The sequence below is a fragment of the Bradyrhizobium sp. ORS 86 genome (genome assembly GCF_045571475.1).
Lineage (GTDB): Bacteria > Pseudomonadota > Alphaproteobacteria > Rhizobiales > Xanthobacteraceae > Bradyrhizobium.
In genome coordinates this window covers 1,440,677-1,467,606 of sequence record NZ_CP120699.1, presented here as the reverse complement: position 1 = coordinate 1,467,606, position 26,930 = coordinate 1,440,677, and the positions used below count along the sequence as shown (strand labels likewise).

Here is a 26,930-nt window from a genome sequence, read left to right as displayed (position 1 = left end):
CTCGGCTGCGCGCATCGCTCCGTGTTCCAAATCCGGACACGTGGGGCAGCCGCGTCGGAATTGATACGCCAGGCGCGTTCGCCGTCGTGTCGCAACGGGGATTTTTCGTTGGAAACACGAGCTTTCTGACTATGACTCAACATGTTCACCGGAGACTCCAATCGTACGTGCCCGCAAGTGCAATATCCGGTCCAGCTCACGCACTCGTCCTGGCCAAGCTAGCTCGCAGGTCCCTCAACGGTTCGTTAACCGTCACGACGAACGACCAGCACAGCCACGCCAAACGCCATTCGCTGGGCCGGAGCGAGGAAGGACCGCGCCAGCACGGTTTGAGCTCACGCGCGCTTCCGCCAACCTTGCAGCCTCGAGATCGACGACGGCATTGTATTAATACAAATCGCATTCCGTTGCTGCCCGAACCAATCGGCCTTTGCTATAAAGACGCCGCGCTGGCTTGGCAGGCGCTTCCAAACCACCGGTTGTCTGGCCTCCTATGAATAAGAACAACGACGCGTTCGATGTATGCATCGACGACGCATTCGACTTCTTGTCTGAAGAATATGCGGAGTTGTTCAAGGACTCGGACGCCACTGCGTTTCAGCACCCGATATGGCTGAGCAGTCTCTACGGCAAGCTCGCGCCCGCTATGGCGGCCAAGCCGCTCGTTGTCGTTGTACGCCGTCGCGCAACAGGCGAACTCGCGGCAATACTGCCTCTGGTGCGCTTGCGACGCGGCCCCATGCGAACCGTTGAGTTCGCGGACCTGCGAGTATCCGACTATCTGGCACCTGTCTGCACCGTCAAGACCTTCGCCGATCTGCTCCAGGATCAGAGCGCCTGCGCGAAGCTTCGACAACTCGTCAGGCCGTTTGATCTGTTGCGCATGCCCAAATTGCTCGATGCGAGGATGCCCATCGAGACTCTTCTGGCGACGCCGCGCCGAGTTGCCACCAATACGAACTCGTATGCAACCGTTCTAACGGCACCGTTCGAACAATGGCGAACCAACGCCCTCAACCCTTCTTATCGGAAAGAACTCGCAAAGAAGTGGCGCCAGGTTCAGAAGAAGGGTGCACTGACCTTCTCATGTTGTGAGGACAGCACTTCCATCCTGGAAGCGATGGAGACGATGAAGCAGTACCGTGGCCCTCGTTTTCAGGCACAAGGCGATGGCGACCTATTGCAACGTCCCGAGTATTTCGACTTCTACTCGGACGTGGCGCTGCGTGGTCTGGGTTCGTTTGTTCGGCTGTACGTCATGAAGATGGACGGCAATGTGATTGCGACCGTGCTCGGCTTGTCTCACCGCGATAGCTTCCTCATCCTGATGACGGCCTTCGACATCGCCGGATACAAGAGCCAGTCGATCGGCGCGCTGACGTTCGAGCAGGTCGCGAAGGCCTGTATCGAGCGTGGCGATCATGTCCTTGACTTCACCATCGGGGACGAGCCGTACAAGAAGCTGTTCGGTGCTCTGCCTTCGCCGATGTCGAGCGTGACACAGGCCGGCAGCGCCGTCGGATCCATTGCGCTGTTCGCGCTGAACCGGGCGCCGTGGATCAAGCAGACGGTCAAGAAAATGGCTGATTTCAAGGCTCAGCCGATCCGTACATCGACTGACGCACGTTAGCAGGGTCCCTGCGAGGACCGTTTTCCGCCTATCCGAGCGCACTGCGCACGCGTGCGACCCAACCGGGCCGTATCTGGTCGACCCGGTGAGTGATGGTTCGCCGCAGGAAATGCAACCTCCGCTGCACGTTCCATCGCAGATCGGTGCTCGACGCCAGAGCCTGGCGGAAGTGCGCCACTCGCAACGAGCGCTGGTCGGCCGCGATCTTGTCCCGATCGGAATAGAACTGCGAAATCTTCTCGACGCCCATGCCGTCGGTCTCCAGCCATTGCGGGACGTACTTCGTACAGAGACGTTCGATATCGACCAGCAGACGACTTACGCCGGTCCCGGCGGCAGGACAGTTGGTTTGAAATGCATCTCCGATCACCACGACGCCTGGCTGCACGTGGCCTTCGATCACCGATAAGTCCATCACCCAGTTCTGGACCTGATCTATTACGCGGAAATCCCCGACATAGTGCTGCAATCCTGGCATCAAGCGAAGCAGCGTCGCCTTTGTATTTCGGCGCAGCTCGCGCATGATCGGATCATTCGGGTCGCGAAACAGGAACAGGTTTGCCCGCATGCCGTCCCGAACCGGAAACAGGTTGAGATAGTCGACACCGTCCGCTGTCCGCTCCCCGTAACAGGTCAGCGATTCGAAATCGAACGGCGCGTCCTCCGGTGCAGCAATCGTGAAGCCGAACGAAACCGAATGGCGCGCGGCGAGCACCCGCCGCGTCATGCCGAGATTGTATCCCAGCGCTCCCGCCATGCCGGTCGCCAGAACAACCAGGCGCGAAATGACGCGTTTTCCGGAAGCCAACTGCAGATGTTGAAAGTCTCCGCTGCAATTTATGCCGGTGACCTCATCAGGCATGAAGCTGGACGAATCGGGCAGCAGGCGACGGGCCGTGGCAACGAGGCCGGAATAGCGAATTCCGTACGCGCGACGGAGGCTGACGTCGACCACCTTGCCTTCCCTGATATTGAGCACCCGGTCAAAGGTAGACGCGGCGGCCTCGATATCGCCGAGGAAGCCCAGCCTGCGCAAGATATCGACCTGCGGACCTGCGATCTTCTCAACGCGAAATTCGTGCGGTGGGACCGTGCGCTTGTCGATCAGGAGAACGCGGTATCCGGCCCGGACGAGCACGGCTGCGGCGAGCGAGCCGGTCAGCCCGGCGCCGACGATGGCAACATCGGTTTCGATCGTTTCTGCGCCGTCTGCTGCGGCCGGCTTTGTCGTGCTCTGGTCGGCGATCATGCTGTCCCACTCCAACGGATGACGCCGGAACTGCAATTTCCTTGCCGGCTGCATGCTCCCTTCCCGAGCCGGTCAGTGCCGTTCCGGCATTGAGGTTAACGGCAATACAAGGGACCCGGTGGACGGCTGCCCGGCATGCACCTTGCACGACAAGCCTCATGAGAACCTGCTTTCCCAAGACTTCGCAGCAGAATGCGCGGTCGTTTGCCGCCGCATCCGAAGCTCGCGACCGGTCGTGGAGCGCCACGATATCGTGCCCATGATGCGCAGAGCCGGCCCAGCCCCGCTTCCCTCGCGCGGCAATGCCCGCCGCGAGGACTTCCCCGCGCCTGCCTCATTTGGAGACAACAAGGCAGGCGGCGTTCCGGAATGGAGCAAGGCGCCGCATTCACCGGAAGCTCGGATCGGCGGGGAGGAACTGAATCTTAGCAACCGAACGTTAACACTCCCCGCTCCACCGAATGTTGCGCCTCGACGGCATGGCGGCTTCTCGGAAGGAGAAAGGTCCCTCGCCTTCATGTTCGCCTCTCTTCTCCAACTGATGCAGCGTGACGTGACACGCGGCGTTGCCGGGACGATCCTCCTCAAGGTCGGTAGCGGCGGGCTTGCGTTCGCGTTGTTCTCGCTGGCGGCGCGGGCAATGTCGCCCGAGGCGTTTGGAGATTTTGCGACCTGGCTGTCGGTTGCCCAGATCGCTTCGGTCGTGGGTCTGATCGGCCAAGAACTGCTCCTGGTTCGTTTCCTCAACGAGTATGACGTCGGAGGCAGGGCCGATCTCACCAAGGGTGTGCTGTTATCCAGCCTGAAGGGCTCAGCGATCGCCATGCTGATCTCGATCTCCGCCATCGCGGCCGTGGCGAGCATCCGCGGCGAGTGGTGGCTCCTGATCCTGTCGGTCTCGGCGTTCACGGCGGTCAATGCCGGCCTGATGCTCGGCAGCCAGATCGCGCGATCCCTGGTCAGCATTCTGATGGGAGAAGGCAACCGGGAATTCTTCTGGCGGGTCGCCGTCGTCCTGTTTCTGATCGCAGTCCTGTTCGGTCACCGGCAGCTCACCCCTGCGGAACTGTTCAGCGCGATGACAGTGGCGATGCTCGCAGGATTGCTGGTGCAGGTCGCCTCGATCTTGCGTGTTGTTCCTCACCTGCGCGATGTGACCGCCCGGTTCGAGACGTCCCGCTGGAGGGCAAGCGCGATTCGCTTCTGGCTGTCCTCCATCCTCGAGGCGGCGAACCAGTATTTCGATGTCATCATCGTTTACTGGATGCTGGATCCCGCCACCGCGGGCGTCTATTTCGCGGCCTCGCGCCTGGCGAACATCTTCGCCATGCTCTCGGCTGCGCTGTATACGTTCGGCGCGCGGAGACTCCCCTCGCTCTACTTCAGCAAGAACCGGCGTGACCTTGAGCACACCTTGAAGCTCATGGCCGAGGTGACCGCGCTTTGCGTGTTCAGCGGCCTATTCCTGGTCTGGCTCGGAGCGCCTCATCTTCTCGGTCTGTTCGGATCACACTTTATCGCGCAGCAATGGGTGTTGATCGTGCTTGCGATAGGGACGGCATTTCAAGCGGCGGGCGGTCCGGCCGCGGCGATATTGCAATTGACCGGCCACGAGCGCGAGTATGTCCCTGTCATCGCCGCCAATGTCGTATTGCGGCTCATCGGGTTCCTCATCCTGATCCCTTGGCTCGGCGTGCTCGGCGCCGCGATCTCGGCCACGGTGTCGCTGGCACTCGCTACCATCGGGCTCAACGTGCTGTGTCGCAAGCGAACCGGCCTCGACCCCTCCATCCTGACGCTTTGTCACTTCGCGTCGGACAAGTCGGACACTTACGTGGTTGGCGCCGCGGACTCGAACGACTAATCCGGTTCTGTCGGGACCCCGCCAATCCGCGCTCAGCTCGCCAATCCCAGCGCCCCGGCTCGAACCGCACCGGCGGTTGCGCTGACGGGTATACGATTGACGACCAGCACCGTCGGCACACTGCCAAACTTCGACAGCTCAGCATTCGCCTTGCGAGTAGCGTCGGAATTGGCTGCGCCGTCGCCAACAACGAGAATGATCAGGTCGGCATGGGCAGCCAGCGCCGCGACGGCCGGTTGTGCGACGAAGCACGACGCGTCGACAATGATGAGACCGAAGTCGGCACGAATGTCGTCCGGCGGCAACGGTTGATCTTTCGCGCTGCCGCCCAGGAGCTCCTCAACGGAACGAAGATCCGTCTTGACGGTGCCAGATGCTTGTGCCGCCGGTGCCGCATCGGTCGGCTTCGGCTCCATCTCGATCAGAACACTGAGCATTCCATTCTTGACGGCAGACCGGTTGAGCGATCGTGCAACCGTGCTTCCACCCACACCTTTTTCGGTCGACATCAAAAGCGCGACCTTGCCGTGCGGTCCCGGAAGCTGCTCGATGTTCTTGATCACAGGTTGCAGATGCGGGCTGAGATCAGGTTCGCCGGTTGTGGAGATCGGGGTCTGCCAGACGCTCTTGATAGAGCCCGGTGGTGATGACAGGTTGGGAATCCGGGCCAAAACCGGCAGCTCCGGTGGTAACTCGGGTCGCAGCGATGTCGCATCCACGCGGCGAACTTCCGGATCGGGTTTCGCCGCAAGCAGCTTCAGACTCGGCGCGGCGACGATAGCCGTTGCGATCAGCAGCGAGGCAATCGCGAGTACGGCGATCAGCAACGGCAGCGGCGGAAGCGTCGAGCGGACCGGTGGCGTAGCAGGCGAGGCGACCTTGGTCTGAGAGTTCTGCAGCAGGCGCTGCTCATCGGTGGTCTTGTAGCGCGACAGGAACTGCTCGTAGATGTTCTTATTGGCATCTGCGTCACGCTGCAGCTCCTGCAACCGGACCAGCGCCTGACCATCGACCAGAATCTGCGACTCGACGGCCTTCAACTGGTCCTCAAGGCCCTTCTGCTGCTCGCGCTGGGCCTCGTATTCAGACTTTGCAGTCTCGATATTCTTCTTCCGCTCGATCTCGATCCGCCGGTTGAGATCGTTCAACTGGCCATACGACATGACGAGGTCAGGGTGACGATCACCGAGCACCGCACGCTTCTGCGCAATCTGATCGTTGAGCGCCGAGCGCTGCGCTCGCAGCGCAGTCAGGATGTCCTGCTTGACCGGGCCGTCGACATTCGCCTTCAGGTCGCGTTGCGCCTGCTCGTAGCGGGCCTTGGCCTCTTCGGTGCGCGCGCGAGCGGCGGCAACCTGCTGGGTGAGGTCGGTCACGCGCAACTGCTGCGTCGTTGAATCTTTGCCGGCATTCACGATCCGGTGCTCGAGCTTGAATGCGGCCACGGCATCCTCGGACGCCCTCAAGCGGTCGTTCAGCGTCTTCAGCCGGCTCTTGAGCCAATCGGCAGCTTCGTCAGTAGCCACAACCCGCGTCCCGCGCTGATTGGCAGCAAAGGCCTCTGCCACGGCGTTGGCGTAGTACGCAGCACGCTGCGGATTGTTGGACGTGAACTTGATCGCGATGACGTAGGTGAGCCCGCGGCGGGAGATGTCGAGCCGGCTGCGAAACCTGTCGAGCAGACGCGTGGCCTCGGTCTTGCCGCCGGCAATGTCCTGGTCGTCCGCGATCTTGAGCTGCTCGATCAGCGGCCGCAAGAATCCGTCGGACTTCGCGATCTCAACCAGGCTCTGGAGCGCCGCGGCATCCTGTCCGATCCCCGGCAGCACGTCCTGATCGGTGGTCACGCGCTGCTCACGCGGGTCGACGACGACCAGCGCCGTCGCCGCATAGCGGGCCGGAATAAGCAGCAGGAGAATGATACCGATCACGAAGATGACCGACGCGAGCGTCAAAATGCGCCGACCATTTTCGCGCAGGAAGGCAATCGCACCGGAGAGAGTCAACGCGCCCTTGGCGACTTCGGCCGCAGATCTGCGCACACCGGCAGCGATCTCCCACGACGCTGCTGGATCCGTTGGACCGGACCGTCTTGGGCCTGAGGGGCTACCGAACGTCATGGGTGTTCTGACTCGAATTCAACTGGCATTCACTGTTCAGCGGCCTGCGCCAACGTAAGGATCTATGGTTAATCAGCGGTTACCCTCTCCTGGCAGCAACCGATGCATGGCCGTAACCAACCGGTTAATGAACCGCTGGTACCTTGCCGCCTACACAGTGGAATCTCGTTTTGCCGGCATGTCCCGTAAAACGGGCAGTAACCTCAACTCGCGTTACTCGACGTACGAGAATGTCTCGCGTGATAAGTATGTGCACAAAAGTATGGGAGACGGCTTCACTCCCCTAATGGTCGAGGAATCCGTGCTCCACTACAAGCCCAGCACAGAACTGCGCGAGGCGCCGAACCAATCGTCATCCGCGTCGCACGATCGGCAAAACACCATCCAGCCGAAGCTCCGCGTCATTCTGATGCAGACCCAGGCGGAGAACGCCGGCGCTCAGGAAATCTCGAGGCTGCTCGGCAGCGGCCTGACCGCGCGCGGCTACGACGTCTTCAATCTGTTTTTCTTCCGCAAATCGGACTCCTTCGACGAGCCGCCCAATACGCTCTACTGCGCCCCCCGCCGACCTGGAAATCCGCTCGCGTTGCTTCAGATGCTCTGGCAGCTCGCCGCTCATATCAGGACCATCAAGCCCGACGTCGTGCTGACCTTCCAGCATTTCGGCAACGTCATTGGCGCAGGCGTGTCGCGGCTCGTGAGCCGCGCTCCAGTCATCGCCAATCAGGTATCCTCAGCCATGTCGATGAGCTGGCCGGTTCGCGCTGCCGACATCGTCATGGGCAGTGTCGGCTTCTTCACATGCATCACGCTGAATTCGCGGGACATGGAGCGCGAGTATGCGCGGTACCCGGCCCGCTATCGATCGCGAATGAAGCACGTCCCGCACGGGTTCGACGACAAATCGCTCGGTCTGCCAAGAGAGATTGCGCGGCAGCAGTTCAAGCTGCCGCCGGATTGCGTCCTGCTCGGCTGCGCTGCAAGACTGCACCCGCACAAGCGGCTTGATGCCGCAATACGTCTGCTCGCCGATACACCATCATGGCACCTTGCACTCGCCGGACAAGGCGCCGACGAGGGACGGCTAAAGGCTTTGGCCGACGAGCTGAAAGTCAACGACAGATTGCACTTCATCGGCGAGATTCCGCCGCAGCGGATGGCCGATTTCCTGGCCTGCCTCGACGTGTTCGTGTTTCCCTCGCAAGCCGAGACCTTCGGTCTCGCCGCCGTCGAGGCGGCGAGCGCGGGCATCCCTTGTGTTGTGAATGACCTCCCCGTGCTGCGCGAGGTGTTGTCGTTCGATGGTAAGCCGGCAGCCATGTTCGTTGATGCTGCAGATCAGGCCGCGCTATCGGCCGCGGTTTCTCGCATCCTGGCCGACGGTGCCCTGAGCACGGAGCTGCGACAACGCGCCAAGGGCCTGAAGTCGCGCTATTCGCTAGATACTATGGTCGACGAATACGTCCGCATCCTCGACGAGGCCACTCGCGCGGACATGGATGAGATGGTGGGCCGAACATGATCATCGAGTTTCGCTGCGAACGGGAGCATGCACGGCTCTGGATGTGCCGCGAGGCGCTGTCCGTCAACGGTCAGAACGTACCGGTGCAGATCGCATGGACCACGACCGCGCAACCTCGGCCTGCTGGCCTCGACGTGCTGTTTGAGCTCGAGCGCATGGTCTTGCGCAAGGGTAAGGCCGGCAAGGCCGACCGACTGAAGGCAATACCCGAGCGTTTGCGGACTCCGCTAAGCAAAGCCGACGTGGTGGTCGATTTTACGACTGCCAAGCGGGAGCCAAACTGCTCCGCCCGGCTCTATCTTCGCCCGCTGTTCAACGGCGTGGCAGGAGAAAGCGCCGCGCTCGCAGCCATCCTTGCCGGTGATCTGCCGGTGATCGATATCGTCAATGAGCTCGACGGTAGCGTGATGGACCGCGGCCATCCTTCCGGCGAGATCGCAACCGGCTTGAGCGGCGCGCTCGACACGGTGATGGCGCGAACCCTGACGATGCTGACGGCGATTTTGTCAGGAGCGACACGGCTGGTGCCCCAGTTCGCCCCCTCGACCAGCGGACGCAGCCCGCGAAATGCCGCGGCTTATGTCGGACGCGGCCTGGCTGCTTCGATTGCGAAGGAGATCTATCGCCTGTGCTGCTATGCGCCGCACTGGCATGTCGGCTGGCGCTACGTCGAAAACGCCGATATCTGGCGCACCGGCGATCTATCCGGGCCGGCCTGGAACGTACTGAAAGATCCCGGGCACCGTTTCTTTGCTGATCCTTTCCCGGTCAAATGGCAGGGAAGGACGTTCGTCTTCTTCGAAGACCTCGACCATCGGGTCGGCAAGGGTATCATCTCAGCCGTCGAGTTCGACGGCAACGGGCCGCTCGCAAGCGTCGTGCCCGTGCTGGAGGAACCCTGGCACCTGTCTTACCCCTTCCTGATCGAAGACAATGGTGAGCTATGGATGATCCCCGAAAGCACCGAGCATCGGGACGTCCCGCTCTACAGGTGCATTCGTTTTCCCGATAAGTGGGAGCGTCATAGCACGCTGCTCTCCGGGCTCGAGCTCGCAGATGTAACCATCACGCGCCACAATGGCCTATATTATCTGTTCGGAGCCTGGCGCGACGGCACCGGCGGATATTCCGACACATTGGCGATCTACTACGCCGAGCAGTTGTTCGGCCCCTGGTTGCCTCACGCCAGCAATCCGATACTGATGGATCGGGCGAGTACCCGGCCGGCTGGAAATTTCGTGAACATCAATGGACGGCTGTGGCGGCCGGTGCAGGATTGCAGCAACGGATATGGTGCAGCGCTCGGTCTCGCGGAGGTGCTGGAGCTGTCACCGACGACGTACCGGCAAGCTGTTCGGCACTCGCTCACGCCCGGACCGGCGTGGACCGGACGAAAGTTGCATACGCTCAACCGGTGCGGCCAACTCGAGGTGATCGACGGGTCGCGTGTTCAACCGAAAACCACGGTGTTGCTGAGCGGACTTTGGTCAACGGCCCGCACGTCATTGTCGGAATGGCATAGCGCGGCGGCAGCGAAGCCCGTCGCACGGCGTCTCCAATAGCGCTCGCGACCTTTCTCCACGGATCAGGCGCGTCGCAGCCTACGCTATTGCCCGATTTCGACTGTCGCCGAACGGCCGGCCACCAGCGCAACGTTCTCCGGAATGTGGTCCAGCACGATGCGCACCGGCACGCGCTGCGCAAGCCGAATCCAACTGAAGGTCGGATTGACGTTTGCCAGTAGGTTCGCGCCCTCGGCGCGATCGCGATCCTCAATACCCGCCGCGATGCTCTCGACGTGCCCGGTCAGCCGGGTCGGCTCACCCATCAAACGCACCCGTGCTTTGTCGCCGATGTGGATGCGCGCCAGCTTGGTCTCCTCGAAATAGCCTTCGACGTGCAGCGTATCGGTGTCGACCAGGGCCATCACGCCCTTGCCAGCGGTGACATAGGCTCCGGGCCTGAGATCCATATTGGATATCGTGCCATTCACTGACGCATGAACCTCGCTGCGGTCCAAGTTGAGCTGCGCCACCGCGCGGTCGGCGACGGCCTGGTCGTAGGCTGCTTTCGCCTGTAGCTGAGCTGCCAGAACCTGCTCCTGCTTCTGCTGCGACACGGCGTCGGTCGTCAGCGCGCTGTAGCGCTTCAGGTCGGCATTGGCCTGATCCAGCGTGGCGCGATGGCCGGCGACTGCCGCATCGGCTTGCCGGAGCGCCAGCGCGAAGCGCTCGCGATCGATCCTGAACAGAACATCGCCGCGACGGACCTTCTGATTGTCCTTCACCAGCACGTCGGTGACGAAACCTGACACGTCGGGTGCCACCTGAACCACGTCAGCGCGAACCCTGCCGTCACGCGTCCACGGAGACTCCATATAGTAGGCCCACAGTCCACGGCCAACGGCGAGCGCCGCGACAACAGCGATGATAGTCAGCGCCAGCCGGCCAAGCCAGGCGAGATTCCCCTTCATGGCAAGAACTCCGAAAAATAGACGACGACGCCGAGAAGGCAGACGAAAAGAGCAAAATTGAACAGCGCGCGATGCCAGACCAGCCGATAGAGGCCGAAGCGCTGCATGATCCGGCTGACCGCTGCGGACAGCACATAGGCAATGACGAGCCAGAGCAGCAGTGACGGGACGAGCACCCCGTAGATGTCGATTTCATATCTCACGCTGCAAAACTCTCCTCCGACTGTGGCCGATAGGCTGGTGCGTTCGGAAACAGGCCGCGGCGGATGCCAGCCAGGCCCATCAAGGCATCTTCCCGCGCGCTGCCGGAATCGTTGACAGCCTGACCCAGCGCCGCGTCGATGCGCGCGAGCAGTCCGGCCGGCATGTTCCCGCCCACATGGCCGCGGAAGGCCGCAGCGAGAGCGTCAAGCATGTCGTCGATGACGCGAATGGTCGATGCCGATAAGTCGTAGCGGGCCCGCCGCAGGTCGATAATGTTGAGACCGATCCGAAGCTGTACGAGGCTGTCGGTATCGCGACGATCGCTCTCCGACACGAACGCGATCCGCTGCACCAGCAACCCGAGCCGATGGAGCATCAAGCCGGCAAAATGTGCGCGGTCGCCGCGCCCGCGGCGCTCGGCGGCGACCGCAAGCGTCTCCCAGCTCGACAACATCAGACGTTTGGCGATCCACTCGGCGCCGACGCCGCGCGCGATCCTCGTCACGACTTCGGCGACCACGACGCCGACGAAGAAGGCGACGGCGGAATTGGCATAGGAGGCGAAATCCGCGCTGTAGGTCGATTGCAGCGCGAGCAGCGTCGCGGTGTTGGCAGCAAGCGCCATGCCGGTCAACGCGGTCGCGGGCCTTGCAATCAGCACGCCATACAGGATGAAGGTCGGCGCCAGTGCGATCACCAGCACCTCGATGTGGGAAATCGCGGGTATCAGTGCGAACAGGTAGATCGCGACGACCACAATCGCCACCAGCGACCAAAGGCCGAATCTTCGGATGCCCGGTCCCGGATCGTCATTGGCGGCAAAGAACGAGCAGGCCACCGCCGCCATCATCGGCGCGGAGGCGCCGTCCGCCCAGCCGGTCGCGATCCAGAGGCCGCAGCAGATCAGGATGGCAGCGGCCGCACCGGCGGCCGACCACAGCGCCATGCCATGATCACGGTGACGAACCGGCGCGGCACCCGCTTCGGGGCGGAACTGTAGAGAAACAGCCGAGATGTCCTCGCCGGCTGCAATCGCATCACTCAGCGCGCGGCAGTCATCGGAGACGTCGACGAGCTCGCGCAGCCGCGACAGCAGATTGGTCGTGATGATGCGCTCCCAGGTCGCAGCACCGTCGAGCGCGGATTGCCTCTCCGCGATCGCGGCGCGGATCCGGTCTCCCGATTGCCTCAGACGGACCTCGTCAACGGTCCATCCCGCGATCTCCTCGAGAAGCCGCCGCAATTCAGGCTGCCTTCGCAGACCTGCCTCGCCGAGCGCGGCGAGCCGGTCTTCAATCGACGCCATCACGGGCAGCAGCATCAGCATGCGCAGCCGGATTTCGCCGAGACCGCGCGCTGCGTCGGCCTCGGCCAACCGGTCATAGAAAAGATGAGTCCCCAGCGCATCGATTTCGACGATGTCGGTCGCAAGGCGAAGGCGTTGGGCGCGGCGCGTCTCGGTGGTGCCGCGATGGAGCAGGGTGTCGCGGCTCAGACGGCGCGCATCCAACAGCCAGATATCGACGCGACGGCCAACCGCCGGTGCGACGCTGCGTGGAAGTACCACCGTCGAGACCAGGCTCGCACAGATGATGCCGAGCGAAATTTCCTCGACCCTTGCCAGCGCGATATCGAAAATATTTCCCGGTTCGCTAACGGCCGGAAAGCCGATCAGCGCAACGGTATATCCGGCCAGCATGAAGACGTAGCTCCGCGGCGTCCCGTCGAGCAGTGACAGGTAAAGACAAAGACCGACCCAGAGCGCAATTGCGAGGCAAAGCAGTTCCGGCGCATTGACCAGGTTCGGCACCATCGCAACCGTCACGGTCGCACCGATCAGTGTCCCCATCACGCGAAAGAACGCCTTGGAGCTCGTCGCGCCAGCGAGCGGCTGTGAGGTGATGTAGACGGTCGCCATCGCCCAGTAGGGCCGCGGCAGATCCAGCGCCAGCGCGACGACGAGCGCCAGGATCGACGCGGCGAACGTCTTCAAAGCGAAAATGAGGTCCGCGTGGCGGACCAGAAACGGCTCTTCCGCGCGCATGACTATTTCGCCTCCGGAGCAGCCTTCGGTTCCTGCACGCGGCTGGCACGCTGCTCGATGCGCTGGAGCGTTTCGAATGTTATCGCAAGTTCATCGCTGCCGATATCCTTCAGCAGACTGGCCCGCACGCGGCGCAAGATCCGGTTGGTCTGCTCGACCTTCGCCTCGCCTGCCGGCGTGAGATGCAACGTCTTGGCGCGCCGGTCGGTGGGGTCCTCGCGACGTTCCACGAGTCCCTCGGTCTGTAGCAGGTCGATCAGCCGTACCAGCGATGGGCCCTCGATCCCCAGTTCTTCGGCCAGCACGCCCTGGCGAACGTTCTCCCCCTGCCGCGATAGCACCAGCAAGGGAATCGCGGTTGCGTAGGACAGACCGTGATCCGACAGCGCCTGGTCCGATTCGCGGCGCCAGATTCGGCCGAGCCTTGTGATCAAGCGGCCAATCTCGGCGTGGATGTGAGCCTGCGACGGAGCCATGCAAATTAGATAGGATAAGAACTATTAGGCTGCAACTATATAGGCAGAGATATTGCGGGGTATCACGGAATTGCGAATGGCCGCGCGGAAGGGCGCCGCGCATGACGGCAGCAACACGCAAGGAACTTTCCGGCAAAAGGCGGCCCAGTCATTCCTGATGCCCCTCGCAACCCGTCAAGGACTGGCCGTCAGCCGCCGCAGCCGTTATGTGAAAGTAGCAGGCCACTTGTGCAGGGAGTTCCAGGCGTGAGCGTCGCATTCACCAAGGAAGAAAGCGCCGAGACCGCGTCCGAGACACTGCTGCCGGACCGTCCGATTTCGTCGCACCCAAATCTGGTCACGGTAGGCGGCCTGAAGGCGCTGGAAGCACAGTTGAAGGCGGCGCAGGAGGCCTACGCGAACTCGCAAAAGATCGACGATGTAAACGAGCGGCGACGTCAAGGCGCGCTGCCGTTGCGAGATGTGCGATATTTCGCGGAGCGGCTGCGGACGGCTCAGGTGGTCCCGGAGCCAACGACGCTTGCTAGTGTCGGATTTGGCAGCACGGTCACCTTCCGCCGCGACGACGGACGCATCCAGACCTATCGAATCGTAGGCGAAGACGAGGCCGACCCGAAGAAGGGGATGATCTCCTTCGTTTCACCGATCGCCAGGCTTTTAATGGGCAAGTCCGTCGGAGACGTCATTGAAGCGTCGGGACAAGAAATCGAAGTCGTCGCGATCTCATAGCGATCGGGACTGACCAGTAAGGGATCTCACGTCGAGGTGGAGATCGCTGGCATTGAGCGTGTCGCCCGGCACCGGCGATGGCCGGATCGGTCGGCCTGGAGTCGGTTGGACTCCAGACCGATCCTGTTCGATCGTTAGCTGAACTGGTTCATCGTGTTGTGGACACCGCCGGCCTTCAGAGCAGCCTCGCCGGCAAAGTATTCCTTATGATCGTCGCCGATATCGGATCCCGCCATGTTCTGATGCTTGACGCAGGCAATGCCCTGACGGATTTCCTGCCGCTGCACGTTCTTCACATATCCCAGCATGCCCTGCTCGCCGAAATATTCCTTCGCGAGATTATCGGTCGACAGAGCAGCCGTGTGATAGGTCGGCAGCGTGATCAAGTGATGGAAGATGCCGGCGCGCTTCGCTGAATCGGCCTGGAAGGTGCGGATGCGCTCGTCGGCTTCGATCGCCAGCGGCGTGTTGTCGTACTCCGCCTTCATCAGCTCGGCGCGGTTGTACTTGCTGACATCCTTGCCGGCTTCCTTCATCGCATCGTAGACCTGCCAACGGAAGTTGAGCGTCCAGTTGAACGACGGCGAGTTGTTGTAGGCCAGCTTCGCATTCGGGACGACTTCACGGATACGGTCGACCATCTTGGCGATCTGCTCGATATGCGGCTTCTCGGTCTCGATCCACAAGAGATCAGCGCCGTTTTGCAGCGAGGTGATGCAGTCGAGCACGCAGCGATCTTCACCGGTGCCGGGACGGAACTGGTAGAGGTTGCTGGGCAGGCGCTTCGGACGCACCATCTTGCCGTTGCGATTGATGATGACATCGCCGTTCCTGGCGTTCTCGGCCGTCACGTCCTCGCAATCGAGGAAGCTGTTGTATTGATCGCCGATATCGCCAGGCTTGTGGCTCACGGCGATCTGCTGCGTCAGGCCGGCGCCGAGCGAGTCGGTGCGGGTCACGACGACGCCGTCTTCCACGCCAAGTTCGAGGAAGGCGTGACGGCAGGCACGGATCTTGGCCAGAAAGACGTCGTGCGGCACAGTCACCTTGCCGTCCTGGTGGCCACACTGCTTCTCGTCGGAGACCTGGTTTTCGATCTGAAGCGCGCACGCGCCGGCTTCGATCATCTTCTTGGCGAGCAGGTAGGTCGCCTCGGCATTGCCGAAGCCCGCATCGATATCGGCGATCACAGGCACGACGTGGGTCTGGAAGTTGTCGATCCTTTCGATCAACGCCTTTTCCTTCGCCTTGTCGCCCGCCTTGCGGGCTGCGTCGAGTGCACGGAAGATATCGTTCAGCTCGCGGGAGTCCGCCTGACGCAGGAACGTGTAGAGCTCCTCGATCAGGGCCGGCACCGAGGTCTTCTCGTGCATCGACTGGTCGGGCAGCGGTCCGAACTCTGAGCGAAGCGCGGCGATCATCCATCCCGAGAGGTAAAGATAGCGGCGATCGGTGGTGCCGAAATGCTTCTTGACCGAGATCAGCTTCTGCTGGGCGATGAAGCCGTGCCAGCAACCGAGCGACTGGGTGTACTTGGTGCTGTCGGCGTCATAAGCGGCCATGTCGGCGCGCATCAGCGCCGCAGTGTAGCGAGCCACGTCGAGACCGGTCTTGAAGCGGTTCTGCAGACGCATGCGCGCCACGGCTTCGGCGCTGACGCCATTCCACGTCGGCTTGGTCTTGAGGAGCGCTTCGGCCGCCTCGATCTCACTCTGATAAGAAGCCGGTCCGTGGATGGCCCGGTCGCTGATCCCACGCGGTTGGAAGTTCATGTCCGTGATCCCTTCGTGACGACAAGTTCTGCAGCGTTTCTACGCGCCATCTCGCCCCTCACCAGACATCTCGCGGAAAACTTGTCACACTTTACAGAAATATGGTGTATTGTTGTAAGAACATTACAATACGCAGGAATTCGATATGGCAACCTCCAGCGCCCGCTCCGTCTTCATGGGACCACGTCTGCGACGGCTTCGGCGCGACCTCGGGCTGACCCAGGCGGACATGGCGGCCGACCTGGAGATTTCCGCACCCTACGTCGCGCTCCTGGAACGCAACCAGCGGCCGGTGACGGCAGACATGCTGCTTCGCCTCGCCCGCACCTACAAAATCGACCTCGCCGATCTCGCCGGGGACGGCGGCGCTGATCACACGGCGCGCATGCAGTCGGCTTTGAAGGAGCCGATGTTTTCCGACATCGACATCCCCGCGCTTGAAATCAGCGATCTCGCCGTCAGCTATCCGGGAATGACCGAAGCATTCCTTCGCCTCTACACCGCCTATCGCGAAGAACAATTGGCGCTCGCGGAGCGAAGCGCGTCGGAGCTGACAGGCGCGGCATCATCGCGGGGGCAGGAAAGCTTTGACGCAAACGACCCCGTCGCGGAAGTCAGGCGATTCCTCGCCGCACGCCGCAACAACTTCGCCAACCTGGACGACGCAGCGGAGCGCCTCGCCCAGGTGCCTTCCGGACCCGCCGGATTTATTGAGCGGTTCCGGGCACGTCATAATCTTCAAGTGCGCTATCTGCCGCCGAACGTCATGCTCGGCTCGGTCAGGCGGCTCGACCTCCATCGCAGACAGCTCCTGCTTGAGGACTCTCTCGATACCGCAAGCCTCAACTTTCAGTTGGCCAAGCAACTTGCTTATCTCGAAATGGAAGATGAGATTGGCGCGGCACTCGAAGCCGGCAAGTTTTCGACCAAGAGCGCTGAGTTGCTGGCACGCCGGGCGCTTGCAGCCTACGCCGCCGGCGCGCTCATCATGCCCTATTCCACCTTTGCGAAGGCCGCCGAAACGCGTCGTTACGATCTGGAGGCGCTCGCGCGTCAATTCGGCACCAGTTTTGAACAGACAGCGCATCGTCTGACGACCCTGCAACGGCCTGGATCGGAGAAAGTCCCGTTCTTTCTGATCCGGGTCGATCCGGCCGGCAACGTCTCCAAGCTGCTTGACGGTGCAGGATTCCCTTTCGCCAAGCACGGAGGCGCGTGTCCGCTCTGGTCCGTCCACGGGGTGTTCAGAACGCCACGCCAGATTGTCACGCAATGGCTCGAATTGCCCGATGGGCAGCGGTTCTTTTCGATCGCCCGCACGGTGACCGCCGGCGGAGGTTCGTTCGGCGCAATTCGCGTGGAGCGAGCGATTGCGATCGGCTGCGCTGCCGAGCATGCGGGACAGTTGATCTATACGCGCGATGGACACGGTGCGCGTGTGGACGAGCCGACGCCAATCGGCGTCGCGTGCCGGGTTTGTCACCGCCCGAGATGCGCCGCACGATCGGCCCCGCCGATCGGACGTGAGATTCTTCCCGATGATTTCAGAACCTCAAGCGTCCCCTTCGGCTTCTCCGGGGATTGAAGCATTCTCAACTCGAACGCCGAGCGCATGCGTTAGGCTCGAACCACGCGATGATGTGGCGTGCGCCGATCACAACCGGCGCGGCTGTCAATCGCCATGAGCTCGCACGGTAATTACTCTACTCTTCCTCGAGCTCAGGAACGTTCCACAACAAGAACGCGAAAACGATCAGCGTTGGCGTCCATGCCAGCATGGCTCCCAAGGCGACGGCCTGCAGTGTTGTCATGATCGACTCCGGGGTAGTCCCACCCAGGTCACGTGAACCCAGGATCGACGCGCGAAGAGACTGCTGGCGCTGGACAGCAGCCCTCTCGGACCCACCTCAAATACCTTCGACTTGAAGGCCCTTAACCCCGGGTCCACGACCATGAAACGCCGAATGCGCGCGGCAGTGAAGTCAAACCTGGTTCGCAACCATGAGGAACATTTGCAGCGTTGCACGCGCGACACACTTGCTCCAGGCGCTCACCGTTCCCGATCTCGCTCGAACGCGAGACGTTCCGCGGACCGACGTACGATCGGATGATCGTTCGCTTTCCCGGAACTGCCAACGGCGGATGAAGATCGTCCAACAGCCCTTCGATGCGGGAACACGCGACCTTGCGCCACGCTGCTGAGAAACTTGCACAGTCAGCACGCATTTTGCGACCGTAGCACTTCCCTCACCGTCATCGCGACGATGACCAGATCAAGCCAAAACGACCAATGGCGTATGTACGCGAGATCGCGAGCGACACGCCTCTCCATGGCTATCAAGTCGCGCGTCTCGCCCCTGCATCCATTCACCTGCGCCCAACCGGTCATGCCCGGCCTCACCGAGTGACGATACGCGTATCTGGTGATCAACCTGGAGTACATCGCATCGTGGACAAGCGCGTGCGGTCGGGGACCGACAAGCGACATGTCGCCCCGAAGAACATTCCAAAGCTGAGGCAGCTCGTCCAAACTGGTCCTGCGCAGGATCCGTCCGACCTTGGTCACGCGGGCATCGCCTGGCCGGGCCTGACTAACGTCGGCGCCATCTTCCATGCAGGTCATGGTCCGGAACTTCAGAATTTGAAAGCGCTGCCCGTCGCGCCCACCCCGCCACTGCCGGAACAGAACTGGCCCCGGAGTCTCCGCCATCACCGCGATCGCGATGACGACGATCGGCACAAACAGAACGACAAGCGCAATTCCGGCAATCACCAGATCGAACGCTCTCTTGCTCGTACTGTTGGGACCGCTTTGCCTCCGTTGACCTGCGCGCCGTCCGCGCGGCACCTCCCTCTTCTTCGATCTCAGACGGGGACCACGCGCCTCGAGCCGCGTATCGACGATCGCGCCATGATCAAGCTTGGCGCTAGCGGGCCGTTCAGCCTCGGCCGGAGCCACTCCGCGCATCAAACCGCGTCGGCTAGGGGTTGCGGCCAAGTGGCCTGACGAGCCAAGAACAGTCGGCCATTGCATCCTCACTCCCGCATGAGAGGCGACGATCATCCCGCCCCGGGAAACCGTTGTTCTCAAGCCGTCGCACGTGCAAACATTTCGCCGCCGGCGCAGCACGCTTCAGCATGCTCCCGCCGACCACGCCTCCGGCGGTCGCTCTCGCCACAGGCGCCGTGTTATTGCAGACGATACAGTCGATGTTTTGGGCTGGCGAGATTTCGTCCGTGCTAGGCCCGATGCGCCTCCGCCGATACGTTTGAGCTTTTGCGGAGCGTGCGCGATCGCCCTAAAGAACGATGCGTCTGCTGATTTCAGCGCGCTGCGATCGGTTTGGAGCCAACACCTGTCCAATAGCGCCGCCCGGGAATGCCGTGTCCGCCATCATTCTGGCAGTTGTCGGTCTGCTACTTCTGTTGACGCGCGTCATCGGCGTGCGCCAGATGATGCTGGCGGTCATGCTCTTGCGCCCATCGTGCGACCGCGCATTCGACTGGGTAAAGGCCGGCCTCGGCCAACAATCCGGACCAGGTGCGGCAGTCAACGCGCTCGTAATCGCTTTGGCGATGATCGCCCTCGTTCAGGTTCCCAACGCCGCGCTCTCCGCGCCGCTGCTGGCATGGGCGAGTCTGCTTCTGACCGCCGCGATATCCCTTGTTCAGACGACCGATCTAAGCGCGGGAGTGCGTGATATTCTGGCCCTCGCTACCTATGCGGCCGCCTTCACACTGCCCTATCTCGTCGTCAGGAACCGAGCAGCGGCCGCGCAATGTCTCATGGCGGCACTCGGCTCATCACTGATCCCGTCGGTTTATGCGCTGCTGGAGCTCGCAACCCAGCCCGCCTCCTTGACGGGATCGCAAAGATTGCAGAGCACATTTACACATCCAAATATCTATGCGTTCTACATTGTCGGCGTTCTGGCCCTGATCCTCTACATGCACTGCAGTACGAATTTTCGCATCTCCGCGTTCATGCGGCGAGCGACATTTTGCTACGCATTCTATCTCCTGTTCCTGCTGCTGCTGACAAAGACCCGTAGCGCATGGCTCGCAGCGCTGCTTCTCATCACCGGCTACTCGATCGTCGTGGACCGACGCTGGTTGTTTCCGGTGCTCATTCTGCCCGCGGCGCTCCTCATTCCCGGAGTTTCCGATCGATTGGCGGACCTCGAGACAGGCGCCATCGACGGTACTTACGAGCAATTGAACTCAATGGCTTGGCGCGAAGTGCTGTGGAACGACACGCTCGATTGGCTTGCCGTCAATCCCTCCGGCCTGTTCGGCTATGGCTTGGGATCTTATCAATCCTATTTTCCTCTCTTCTTCCCGCGCGGCGACGGGCAGGAGGGGATCGGTCCGCATAATGCTGTTCTGCAAATCTACTTTGAAATGGGTATCGCCGGGTTATCCAGCTTCGCCCTCTTGATGGCCGCGATCGCGTTCAGGCTCGTCTCCACAATCGGCCGGGACTTTGCCGGCTCCTTCACGATGCTCATGTTGTGTATCAGCTATCTCATCGTCTTCTATTCGGACAACCTTCTCGATTACCTGCAGTTTCAGTGGTTCTTCTGGTTCACGATGGGAACCGTATGCGCATCAAAGTGCTTTGCCGGAACAGCATTGCAATCGCGACTGTCGTACTCTTGAAATCCGTTGCGTTGTGCTATTGCGCCGCCGTCGTAAGTGGCCGCTCCGCCGCATCGAGAGCATCGCAGCGACGCGAAGCCTGTTCTGCGAACAGGCGAGCCAAGGCCGCCGCCTCACGGTCGACATCATGCAGGGCCACCACACGTTCGCGCGATTTGCACCCCATTGCGCGTAGCTCCTCACGCGGAGTGAGGAGACATTCGGTCATCGCGGCAGCAAGGTCCTCCACGCACCCTGCGGGAACAAGCCAACCCGTTTCGCGGGAGCGCACCAATTCGGGGATTCCGGCAATTTGCGTTGCCACTACCGGGCGCCGAAGTGCCATTGCTTCCATGATCACGACAGGCAGGTTTTCGGCCAAGCTTGCAACGACCAACGCCCGAGCGCCCAAGATCTCGCGCCGAACATCGGCGCTGCTTCGCCAGCCCAGCAGCCTGACCGATCCCGAAAGTCCGAGTTCCTCTATCAGGCTTTCGAGTTCAGGTCGGGCCTCGCCGTCCCCAATCATCGCCAGCTCGAATCGATGGCCTGCGGCAGCCACCGCCGCTGCCGCCTTGATGAGAATGCTTTGGCCTTTTTCTTTGCATAGCCGACCGACGCACACCAACCGCGCTGCATCATCCGGCCTATCTTCGGCCGCTTCGTGAAATCCTTGATCTAAACCGCAACGGATAAGTTTGATCTTGCCCTGATCGACGGCATCGCACCAGCGGTAGAGCTGAGACCGGCCGTAGTGGCTCACAGCCACAACGAACGCAGCCTCATGGATCTTGGTCCGCAAGCCAATGAATTCCGGCTTGTCGTATTCATCGTAGCCGTGGACGGTGAAGCTGAACGACACGCCCGTGAGTTGAGCGGCGAGGAGCGCAAGCTCGGCCGGGTTCGTTCCAAAATGAGCGTGAATATGCGCAGCGCCGGTTCGCCGAACGAGCGACGCGACCCCGCACGCCTCGACCAGGTAGAGGGCGTGCAGCAGCGGCCCCCGATCGCTCCTGCGCATCAGGCATAGCGTCGTCACAAGTGCCCTCGCAAAGCGGTGGGGGTGCAGCAGCAGAAACTGAGCCAGAGCCCGCAACAAGCCAAACGGCTGGCGAAGCAGATAGGTCGTTTGCCTTTCTTCCTCGATGTCGCCTGGATCCACCAGCGCCTTGCCAGCTCTCGCGGCTACCCGGATCACCTCGACGCCCAAACGCTCGAGCGCCTGCACCTCCCTCTTGATGAAGGTGTGCGTCACAGCGGGATATTGGTTGACCAGGTACAGGACGACAGGCGCGCCATTCGCGATCCTGAGCGGATGCTGCGCGCGCTGATCAGCTCCGTAAGCTGCCCGATGCATGTGACAAGCCCGCTTTATAGATGGCGTCGTGGTGTCGGCCCTTCGGTCGACAGAGCCTGATCTTCCAGGATACTCCGGACTGATGATCGATCTGGACACTATCGATCACGTCCACGGTGCTTTGCGAGTGATGCCAGGCCCGTCGCGAGTCGGTTGAGTCCCATAGGGATATGAGAAAGGATCCGTCCCTCTCCAGGAAATCCGCAAAACGCATCAGAATATCTTCCGGTCGCTCGAAGTAGTAGAGCACCTCGTTGAAAATGATCATGTCGAACTTGCGTTCCGGCGTATAAGCCGCAACGTCCATCGCAACGAACTTCGTGCGCGAGTCCGTCCACGCGCGGCTCGCAATATCGATGGCGCGATCAGAAAGATCGACACCGACATACTGGATGGTCTCGAGCGGACTGAACCAGTGGCGCAGAATGCCCGATCCGCACCCGAGGTCGAGCACGCTCGAAACACCCCTGCCGTACCTGCAATAGCCGCCGATCACCGCATATCGTGCCATTTCCTCAAGATTGCTGAGGTAATCCCATCGGCCCAACTCGTATTCGCGGTTGAGACGCTGCGGCGCGATCGAAACACCAGCGCGAGTACTCCGCCCAACGAGCACCACGTCCACCAGTTCGCGAGCACTCTGGCGAAGCCGCCCAGGAACCATCCGTTCGATCATATCGAGTGCCTGCATGTGACATCCCCGCGATCGTGAGCCCGGCGGAAGGGGCGATTGTGTCCAGCCAGTTCCAACTTGCGGCACGCTGCCCTTAAGACCACGCGCGGTCGCTCGTCGGCTAGTCAGTAACGCCGCGCTTGCACGGTGGGCAGATCCGGACCGGCGAAATTGCGTACTAATCCTGACTGGTCATTGACGCCTCGGCCTCACAGCCGACTATCGCTCAGTTCGAAGCAGGTCCGGTGCGCGGTGGTTGAGATCAGTGGTGAGGGCGACGCAAGCGACATTCAATTACGTCGGCCGTGACGCTTCAGGCGCGGCCCGATTCGTGCCTATCCGCTGGCTGCGCGAGCTGATCCGAACGTCGCTTTACCGGATCGGCGCGCTATCTTTGTATCACCGACTCCGCAACCAGCACACCTTGACCGTCGTCACGTTGCACCGCGTTCTGCGGCAAGGGGATGCACGCTGGGAAACGGCACTTCCACCGTGGACTCTTGACGACGCGACGTTCGACCGATGCCTTGCGTTCTTCAAACATCACTACGCAATCGTCGGGCTCGACGACGTCAAGCAGTCCCTGAGGCGGGAGCGCCCTCTGCCCGCAAGGAGCCTGCTGCTCACATTCGACGATGGGTTTGCCGACAACTTCGATTACGCGTTCCCGCTGCTGCGGAAGCACGGTGCGCCGGCGACCGTATTCGTGACATCGGACCGGGTTGGAAGCGAGGAGCGGCTCTGGACGGAGGATTTACTTTCCGCGGTTGCGCGTAGACGGGTCAGCGGACAGCAACTTGCCTATCTGCATACGCTCCTGATTGGCGAAGACCGCGATGCGGACGGCGACAATCTCATTTGGGATATCGTGCGTCGCGGTCCCGAGCTTGAGGTGGAGCTGGTGGCGACCGCGCTCTCTGCGCTCGAGATCGACTTGCAACGGGTCAGGCGTCCTCGCCAGATGCTGACACCCGAGGAGATTGCAATTTTCGTTCAGAACGGAGTTTCCGTCGGTGCTCACGGAAAGACCCATACTGCGTTCCCCTTCTCTTCAGATATTTCGGCTGAACTGCGCGAACCTCGTGCTGTCCTGAGCGAGATCGTCGCGCCGCACGGCCAGGGCTCCGTTGATGCACTCTCCTTTCCGCACGGAGCATACACGCCGGAGATTGCTGATCAGGCACTTGCTGCAGGTTACGAGCTCTTGTTTACCGGCGAGCCGGAGCTTTGCGGCCTCTATCATGGCTTTCTGGGGACTTCGCGAGTCGGGCGGCTTGATGTCGATGCGAGGCGGATCGCTCCAAATGGTCGGTTCCGGCCGGAAGTCCTTGCAACGTCCTTGTTTACCGCACGGAGGCGACCGGCAGATCGGACGTCCCTCCTAAGCGGTCAAAGACCCAGCACCGCGCACGCCACAACGAAAGAATCGTGCAGTGCCCAGTTGGCGGGCCTGTGGCGCCGGCTCATCGAGGCTTTTGCTTCGGGCAAGAGACGGGGGGCCAGGTAATGCGCCTGCGACAGGCAATACTAAGTTCCGCCGTGCAGCAGAATGCGACACTTCTGCTGTTCTTCGCGACTGGCGTGGTGATCGCTCATCTGCTTACGCCGCGACAGGCCGGGTCCTACTCCATTGCAATAGCCGCTGCCGGTACGGTCGCGGACCTGAAAGACACAGCACTTGGATCCTATGTAGTCAGCTCCCCAAAGCTCGATAATTCGCTCTTGAGTGCAGCCTTTGGTTTAAGCCTGACGATAGCTGCTTGTCTCACCATTGGGCTGTTCGGGTTGAGCTTTGCGCTGACCGCTTTCTATGGCGACGAGGCTCTCGGCCACTCTTTGCGGATTCTAGCATTTGCGCAGCTCTGTCCTGCGGTCGCCTTTCCGGCGACGATGCGGCTGATGCGCGCAATGCGGTTCGGCGCTCTGCTCATCGTCGGCCTCGTTGCCGCAAGCGGCCAAAGCGCAGTCTCGATCACGCTTGCGGCGCTCGGATATGGAGCCGATGCGCTGGCGTGGGGATATTTCGCCTCGGCCGTGATGACGGCCGTAATGACCATTGCCTATAAGCTCGACGCCTTGCGCCTGGCGCCGACGCTCGCGGGCTCGCGGCGTCTGCTTGCTTTTGGGGGCTGGACTTCGGCGACACTCCTGGTTGGCAGCGCAACGCTGTCCGGACCCGAACTGATGATCGGCCGAGCCGTCGGACTTGCCAATGCGGCCTTGTTTTCTCGCGCTCAGAACTTGGTTTCTTTCGTCAGAAACGGCCTTGTGCTTGGTATGACCAAGCCCCTGCTGCCAAATCTCGGCGAACGGGAGAGCCGCGGCGTCGATCTGGCGCCGATCTACGGATCATTCGTCGAGACGATGACGGGTCTGGCCTGGCCGGTCTACGCCCTGCTGGCGATTTGGGCCGAGCCGCTTGTGAGGACAATCTACGGGGAGGCGTGGCGTGCCACCGGCGCGATGATGATCCCGATCGCGATCGCTCACGCTGTGACGCTTACCGCCGGTCCGTACTACGATATCCTGATCGTCAGACGACGTCAGCGGCTCCTCTTTGCCTGCGAGGCCGCCGTTTGTGTTTTTACGATCATGATGCTTGGGATCGGCCTGACGCTCGGGATTGAGGCCGCGATCTGGACCTTGCCGATCAGCGGCCTGTTCTTTGCAGCTTGCTACTTGGCGGTGCTGAGATCTGTCGTTGGGTATGATCCTGGAAGGCTGTTCAAGGCATGGGCCAAAAGCCTGGCTGCCACGTTGGTGGTGGTTCCCGTGCCACTCGTCCTTCGACATGTTTTGACGCAAGGCCCCACTGAGATTCTGTTTGGATTTGCGGCTTCGGGTGCAATCTCGGTGGCGACCTGGGTCGTGGCCCTCACACTCGTTCGACACGAGCTCTCGGTTCACGTTCGCGGCTTGATCGAGGACCTCTCGCGGTCGCTCGGTATCTCCGCATATCCACGGTTCTTGCCCCAACCAAGCGAAACGGATCGACGGTGACCTTGCGCGAAAGTTCCGAACGCCAGGGGCCAGTGACGATAAGCCGCGACGCTGACCGTGATCGCAAAGTCCGGCGATGGCTTGGCCATTGCTTTGCACATCCACGAGCGGACCTGCGTGCCGGCACGACAACCGGCCACAACGCAGCGCATAACAGTCCAGCTCTCGACGGGCTCCGCGCGATCAGCATCAGCCTCGTCCTGGCGGCCCACCTGCTTCCACTCGGGCCCAAATACCTGCAATTGAACTCCACCGCCGGGCCTATGGGCATGAGCCTATTCTTTGCCCTGTCAGGCTACCTGATCATTCGCAGCCTATGCACTGCGACCATTTTCGAGTTCATCATCAGGCGAATGGTCCGGATCCTGCCGCTTGCGTACCTCTACATCGCGCTGGTTTTCATCGTCTTTGGCCTGAGCGGGCAGGCCCTGCTCTCCCATCTCGGCTTCATCTTAAACTATCGGCTCGATGAGATGATCCCGGTGACCGAGCACCTATGGTCCCTGTGCGTGGAAGTCCATTTCTACGTCTTTGTCACGGCGCTGGCTGCGCTGACCGGACGCAAGGGCCTGATCGCCGTTTGGCCCTGCTGTGCGGCCATCACCGCTCTCCGTATCCTGGAGGGCACGCCGATCGAGGTTGCCACCCACCTGCGTATCGATGAGATTCTCGTCGGGGCCTGCGTTGCCACGCTGCCGGTGCGCCGCCTCCCCACCTCGACGTCGCTGCTGGTTTGGGCGCTCGCGGCAGGCGCGTGGGCGGCAAGCTCGCATCCCGATAGCGGCTGGCTGCAATATCTGCGGCCTTACGCGACGGGCCTCCTGCTGTGGGCGACACTTTCGCAGCCGCCGAACCCGCTGCTCGGCATACTCGGCAGCAAAAGCCTGGCCTATATCGCTGCAACCTCCTACGCGCTCTACATCTTTCATCCGCTCACGGCGCACGGATGGTGGAACGACGGCAGCATCTACCAGCGCTATCTGCTCAAGCGCCCCGCTGGCCTGGTTCTCACGCTGCTCGCAGCCCATCTCTCGACGTTTTATTGGGAGCGCATGTGGATACAAGCGGCACGGCGCCGGTTGGCTTCAAGGCGTGCCTTGAAGCCGTCCATCCCAACGGATCATATCTGGAGCGATGTGAGCTCGCGATCGTGACCACGAATGCGGACAGCCATACGCC

20 protein-coding genes are annotated in these 26,930 nt (G+C 61.6%); 10 read left to right on the top strand and 10 right to left on the bottom strand.

Annotation, left to right across the window (positions count from 1 at the left end):
- The first annotated feature begins 493 nt into the window (after positions 1–493).
- The gene (locus P6U25_RS06750) at positions 494–1,630 is read left to right on the top strand and encodes a GNAT family N-acetyltransferase (protein WP_407150729.1); all 1,137 of its coding nucleotides are present in this window, start codon (positions 494–496) and stop codon (positions 1,628–1,630) included.
- 28 nt (positions 1,631–1,658) lie between these two features.
- On the opposite strand, the gene P6U25_RS06745 is transcribed toward P6U25_RS06750, so the two are convergent.
- Positions 1,659–2,879 carry an FAD-dependent oxidoreductase gene (locus P6U25_RS06745; RefSeq protein ID WP_407150728.1) on the bottom strand — a complete coding sequence of 407 codons (1,221 nt, stop codon included), beginning with the start codon at positions 2,877–2,879 and terminating at the stop codon, positions 1,659–1,661.
- 517 nt (positions 2,880–3,396) lie between these two features.
- On the opposite strand from P6U25_RS06745, the gene P6U25_RS06740 reads away from it, so the two are divergent.
- Entirely contained in the window at positions 3,397–4,743 is a 1,347-nt protein-coding gene (locus tag P6U25_RS06740; protein ID WP_407150727.1) for a lipopolysaccharide biosynthesis protein, read from the top strand.
- 32 nt (positions 4,744–4,775) lie between these two features.
- Here P6U25_RS06740 and P6U25_RS06735 read toward each other — a convergent pair whose 3' ends face one another.
- The gene (locus P6U25_RS06735; protein ID WP_407150726.1) at positions 4,776–6,863 is read right to left on the bottom strand and encodes a GumC family protein; all 2,088 of its coding nucleotides are present in this window, start codon (positions 6,861–6,863) and stop codon (positions 4,776–4,778) included.
- Positions 6,864–7,272: 409 nt separating this feature from the next.
- On the opposite strand from P6U25_RS06735, the gene P6U25_RS06730 reads away from it, so the two are divergent.
- Both P6U25_RS06730 and P6U25_RS06725 read left to right on the top strand, forming a co-directional pair.
- Positions 7,273–8,385, top strand: coding sequence for a glycosyltransferase family 4 protein (locus tag P6U25_RS06730; RefSeq protein WP_407152444.1), 1,113 nt, complete (start codon positions 7,273–7,275; stop codon positions 8,383–8,385).
- Positions 8,382–9,947 (top strand): hypothetical protein, encoded by a 1,566-nt coding sequence (locus tag P6U25_RS06725; protein WP_407150725.1) that lies wholly within the window; start codon positions 8,382–8,384, stop codon positions 9,945–9,947. The genes P6U25_RS06730 and P6U25_RS06725 overlap by 4 nt, the downstream gene beginning before the upstream one ends.
- A 44-nt stretch (positions 9,948–9,991) precedes the next feature.
- Here the strand turns inward: P6U25_RS06725 and P6U25_RS06720 are convergent, their stop codons facing one another.
- The 4 genes from P6U25_RS06720 to P6U25_RS06705 are packed head-to-tail and all read right to left on the bottom strand — an operon-like array spanning position 9,992 to position 13,582.
- Positions 9,992–10,858: an efflux RND transporter periplasmic adaptor subunit gene (locus tag P6U25_RS06720; RefSeq protein WP_407150724.1), complete on the bottom strand. Its 867-nt coding sequence runs from the start codon at positions 10,856–10,858 to the stop codon at positions 9,992–9,994.
- Positions 10,855–11,061, bottom strand: coding sequence for a DUF1656 domain-containing protein (locus P6U25_RS06715; RefSeq protein WP_407150723.1), 207 nt, complete (start codon positions 11,059–11,061; stop codon positions 10,855–10,857). The genes P6U25_RS06720 and P6U25_RS06715 overlap by 4 nt, the downstream gene beginning before the upstream one ends.
- Positions 11,058–13,106 (bottom strand): FUSC family protein, encoded by a 2,049-nt coding sequence (locus P6U25_RS06710; protein ID WP_407150722.1) that lies wholly within the window; start codon positions 13,104–13,106, stop codon positions 11,058–11,060. The genes P6U25_RS06715 and P6U25_RS06710 overlap by 4 nt, the downstream gene beginning before the upstream one ends.
- 2 nt (positions 13,107–13,108) lie before the next feature.
- Entirely contained in the window at positions 13,109–13,582 is a 474-nt protein-coding gene (locus P6U25_RS06705; protein ID WP_407150721.1) for a MarR family winged helix-turn-helix transcriptional regulator, read from the bottom strand.
- Between the two features lie 246 nt (positions 13,583–13,828).
- Here P6U25_RS06705 and greA point away from each other — a divergent pair, with 246 nt between their 5' ends.
- A complete protein-coding gene (gene greA, locus P6U25_RS06700; RefSeq protein WP_407150720.1) occupies positions 13,829–14,311 on the top strand; it encodes a transcription elongation factor GreA in 483 nt (160 codons plus the stop codon).
- 134 nt (positions 14,312–14,445) lie between these two features.
- On the opposite strand, the gene P6U25_RS06695 is transcribed toward greA, so the two are convergent.
- Complete coding sequence (locus tag P6U25_RS06695; protein ID WP_407150719.1) at positions 14,446–16,083, bottom strand: isocitrate lyase; 1,638 nt, start codon at positions 16,081–16,083, stop codon at positions 14,446–14,448.
- 145 nt (positions 16,084–16,228) lie between these two features.
- Here P6U25_RS06695 and P6U25_RS06690 point away from each other — a divergent pair, with 145 nt between their 5' ends.
- A complete protein-coding gene (locus tag P6U25_RS06690; protein WP_407150718.1) occupies positions 16,229–17,668 on the top strand; it encodes a short-chain fatty acyl-CoA regulator family protein in 1,440 nt (479 codons plus the stop codon).
- A gap of 630 nt (positions 17,669–18,298) precedes the next feature.
- Here P6U25_RS06690 and P6U25_RS06685 read toward each other — a convergent pair.
- Positions 18,299–19,042: an exopolysaccharide biosynthesis polyprenyl glycosylphosphotransferase gene (locus P6U25_RS06685; RefSeq protein WP_407150717.1), complete on the bottom strand. Its 744-nt coding sequence runs from the start codon at positions 19,040–19,042 to the stop codon at positions 18,299–18,301.
- A 425-nt stretch (positions 19,043–19,467) separates the two neighbouring features.
- Here P6U25_RS06685 and P6U25_RS06680 point away from each other — a divergent pair, with 425 nt between their 5' ends.
- Positions 19,468–20,742 carry an O-antigen ligase family protein gene (locus tag P6U25_RS06680; RefSeq protein ID WP_407150716.1) on the top strand — a complete coding sequence of 425 codons (1,275 nt, stop codon included), beginning with the start codon at positions 19,468–19,470 and terminating at the stop codon, positions 20,740–20,742.
- A 16-nt stretch (positions 20,743–20,758) separates the two neighbouring features.
- On the opposite strand, the gene P6U25_RS06675 is transcribed toward P6U25_RS06680, so the two are convergent.
- Together P6U25_RS06675 and P6U25_RS06670 are read right to left on the bottom strand one after the other, a co-directional pair.
- Entirely contained in the window at positions 20,759–22,078 is a 1,320-nt protein-coding gene (locus P6U25_RS06675) for a glycosyltransferase (RefSeq protein WP_407150714.1), read from the bottom strand.
- Entirely contained in the window at positions 22,053–22,769 is a 717-nt protein-coding gene (locus tag P6U25_RS06670; RefSeq protein WP_407150712.1) for a class I SAM-dependent methyltransferase, read from the bottom strand. Before P6U25_RS06670 ends, P6U25_RS06675 begins: the two co-directional genes overlap by 26 nt.
- A gap of 250 nt (positions 22,770–23,019) precedes the next feature.
- Here P6U25_RS06670 and P6U25_RS06665 point away from each other — a divergent pair, with 250 nt between their 5' ends.
- The 3 genes from P6U25_RS06665 to P6U25_RS06655 are packed head-to-tail and all read left to right on the top strand — an operon-like array spanning position 23,020 to position 26,905.
- Positions 23,020–24,258 (top strand): polysaccharide deacetylase family protein, encoded by a 1,239-nt coding sequence (locus P6U25_RS06665; protein WP_407150710.1) that lies wholly within the window; start codon positions 23,020–23,022, stop codon positions 24,256–24,258.
- Positions 24,258–25,751, top strand: coding sequence for an oligosaccharide flippase family protein (locus P6U25_RS06660; protein WP_407150708.1), 1,494 nt, complete (start codon positions 24,258–24,260; stop codon positions 25,749–25,751). Before P6U25_RS06665 ends, P6U25_RS06660 begins: the two co-directional genes overlap by 1 nt.
- Entirely contained in the window at positions 25,748–26,905 is a 1,158-nt protein-coding gene (locus tag P6U25_RS06655; RefSeq protein ID WP_407150706.1) for an acyltransferase family protein, read from the top strand. The genes P6U25_RS06660 and P6U25_RS06655 overlap by 4 nt, the downstream gene beginning before the upstream one ends.
- Positions 26,906–26,930 lie beyond the last annotated feature (25 nt).

What these genes read in the sequence shown, in the direction of transcription:
- P6U25_RS06675 (WP_407150714.1), bottom strand. Translation starts at nt 22,078, where the DNA reads ATGCATCGGGCAGCTTACGGAGCTGATCAGCGCGCGCAGCATCCGCTC.
- P6U25_RS06735 (WP_407150726.1), bottom strand. Translation starts at nt 6,863, where the DNA reads ATGACGTTCGGTAGCCCCTCAGGCCCAAGACGGTCCGGTCCAACGGAT.
- P6U25_RS06750 (WP_407150729.1), top strand. Translation starts at nt 494, where the DNA reads ATGAATAAGAACAACGACGCGTTCGATGTATGCATCGACGACGCATTC.
- P6U25_RS06720 (WP_407150724.1), bottom strand. Translation starts at nt 10,858, where the DNA reads ATGAAGGGGAATCTCGCCTGGCTTGGCCGGCTGGCGCTGACTATCATC.
- P6U25_RS06690 (WP_407150718.1), top strand. Translation starts at nt 16,229, where the DNA reads ATGGCAACCTCCAGCGCCCGCTCCGTCTTCATGGGACCACGTCTGCGA.
- P6U25_RS06660 (WP_407150708.1), top strand. Translation starts at nt 24,258, where the DNA reads ATGCGCCTGCGACAGGCAATACTAAGTTCCGCCGTGCAGCAGAATGCG.
- P6U25_RS06710 (WP_407150722.1), bottom strand. Translation starts at nt 13,106, where the DNA reads ATGCGCGCGGAAGAGCCGTTTCTGGTCCGCCACGCGGACCTCATTTTC.
- P6U25_RS06705 (WP_407150721.1), bottom strand. Translation starts at nt 13,582, where the DNA reads ATGGCTCCGTCGCAGGCTCACATCCACGCCGAGATTGGCCGCTTGATC.
- P6U25_RS06745 (WP_407150728.1), bottom strand. Translation starts at nt 2,879, where the DNA reads ATGATCGCCGACCAGAGCACGACAAAGCCGGCCGCAGCAGACGGCGCA.
- P6U25_RS06730 (WP_407152444.1), top strand. Translation starts at nt 7,273, where the DNA reads ATGCAGACCCAGGCGGAGAACGCCGGCGCTCAGGAAATCTCGAGGCTG.
- P6U25_RS06670 (WP_407150712.1), bottom strand. Translation starts at nt 22,769, where the DNA reads ATGCAGGCACTCGATATGATCGAACGGATGGTTCCTGGGCGGCTTCGC.
- P6U25_RS06695 (WP_407150719.1), bottom strand. Translation starts at nt 16,083, where the DNA reads ATGAACTTCCAACCGCGTGGGATCAGCGACCGGGCCATCCACGGACCG.
- P6U25_RS06740 (WP_407150727.1), top strand. Translation starts at nt 3,397, where the DNA reads ATGTTCGCCTCTCTTCTCCAACTGATGCAGCGTGACGTGACACGCGGC.
- P6U25_RS06725 (WP_407150725.1), top strand. Translation starts at nt 8,382, where the DNA reads ATGATCATCGAGTTTCGCTGCGAACGGGAGCATGCACGGCTCTGGATG.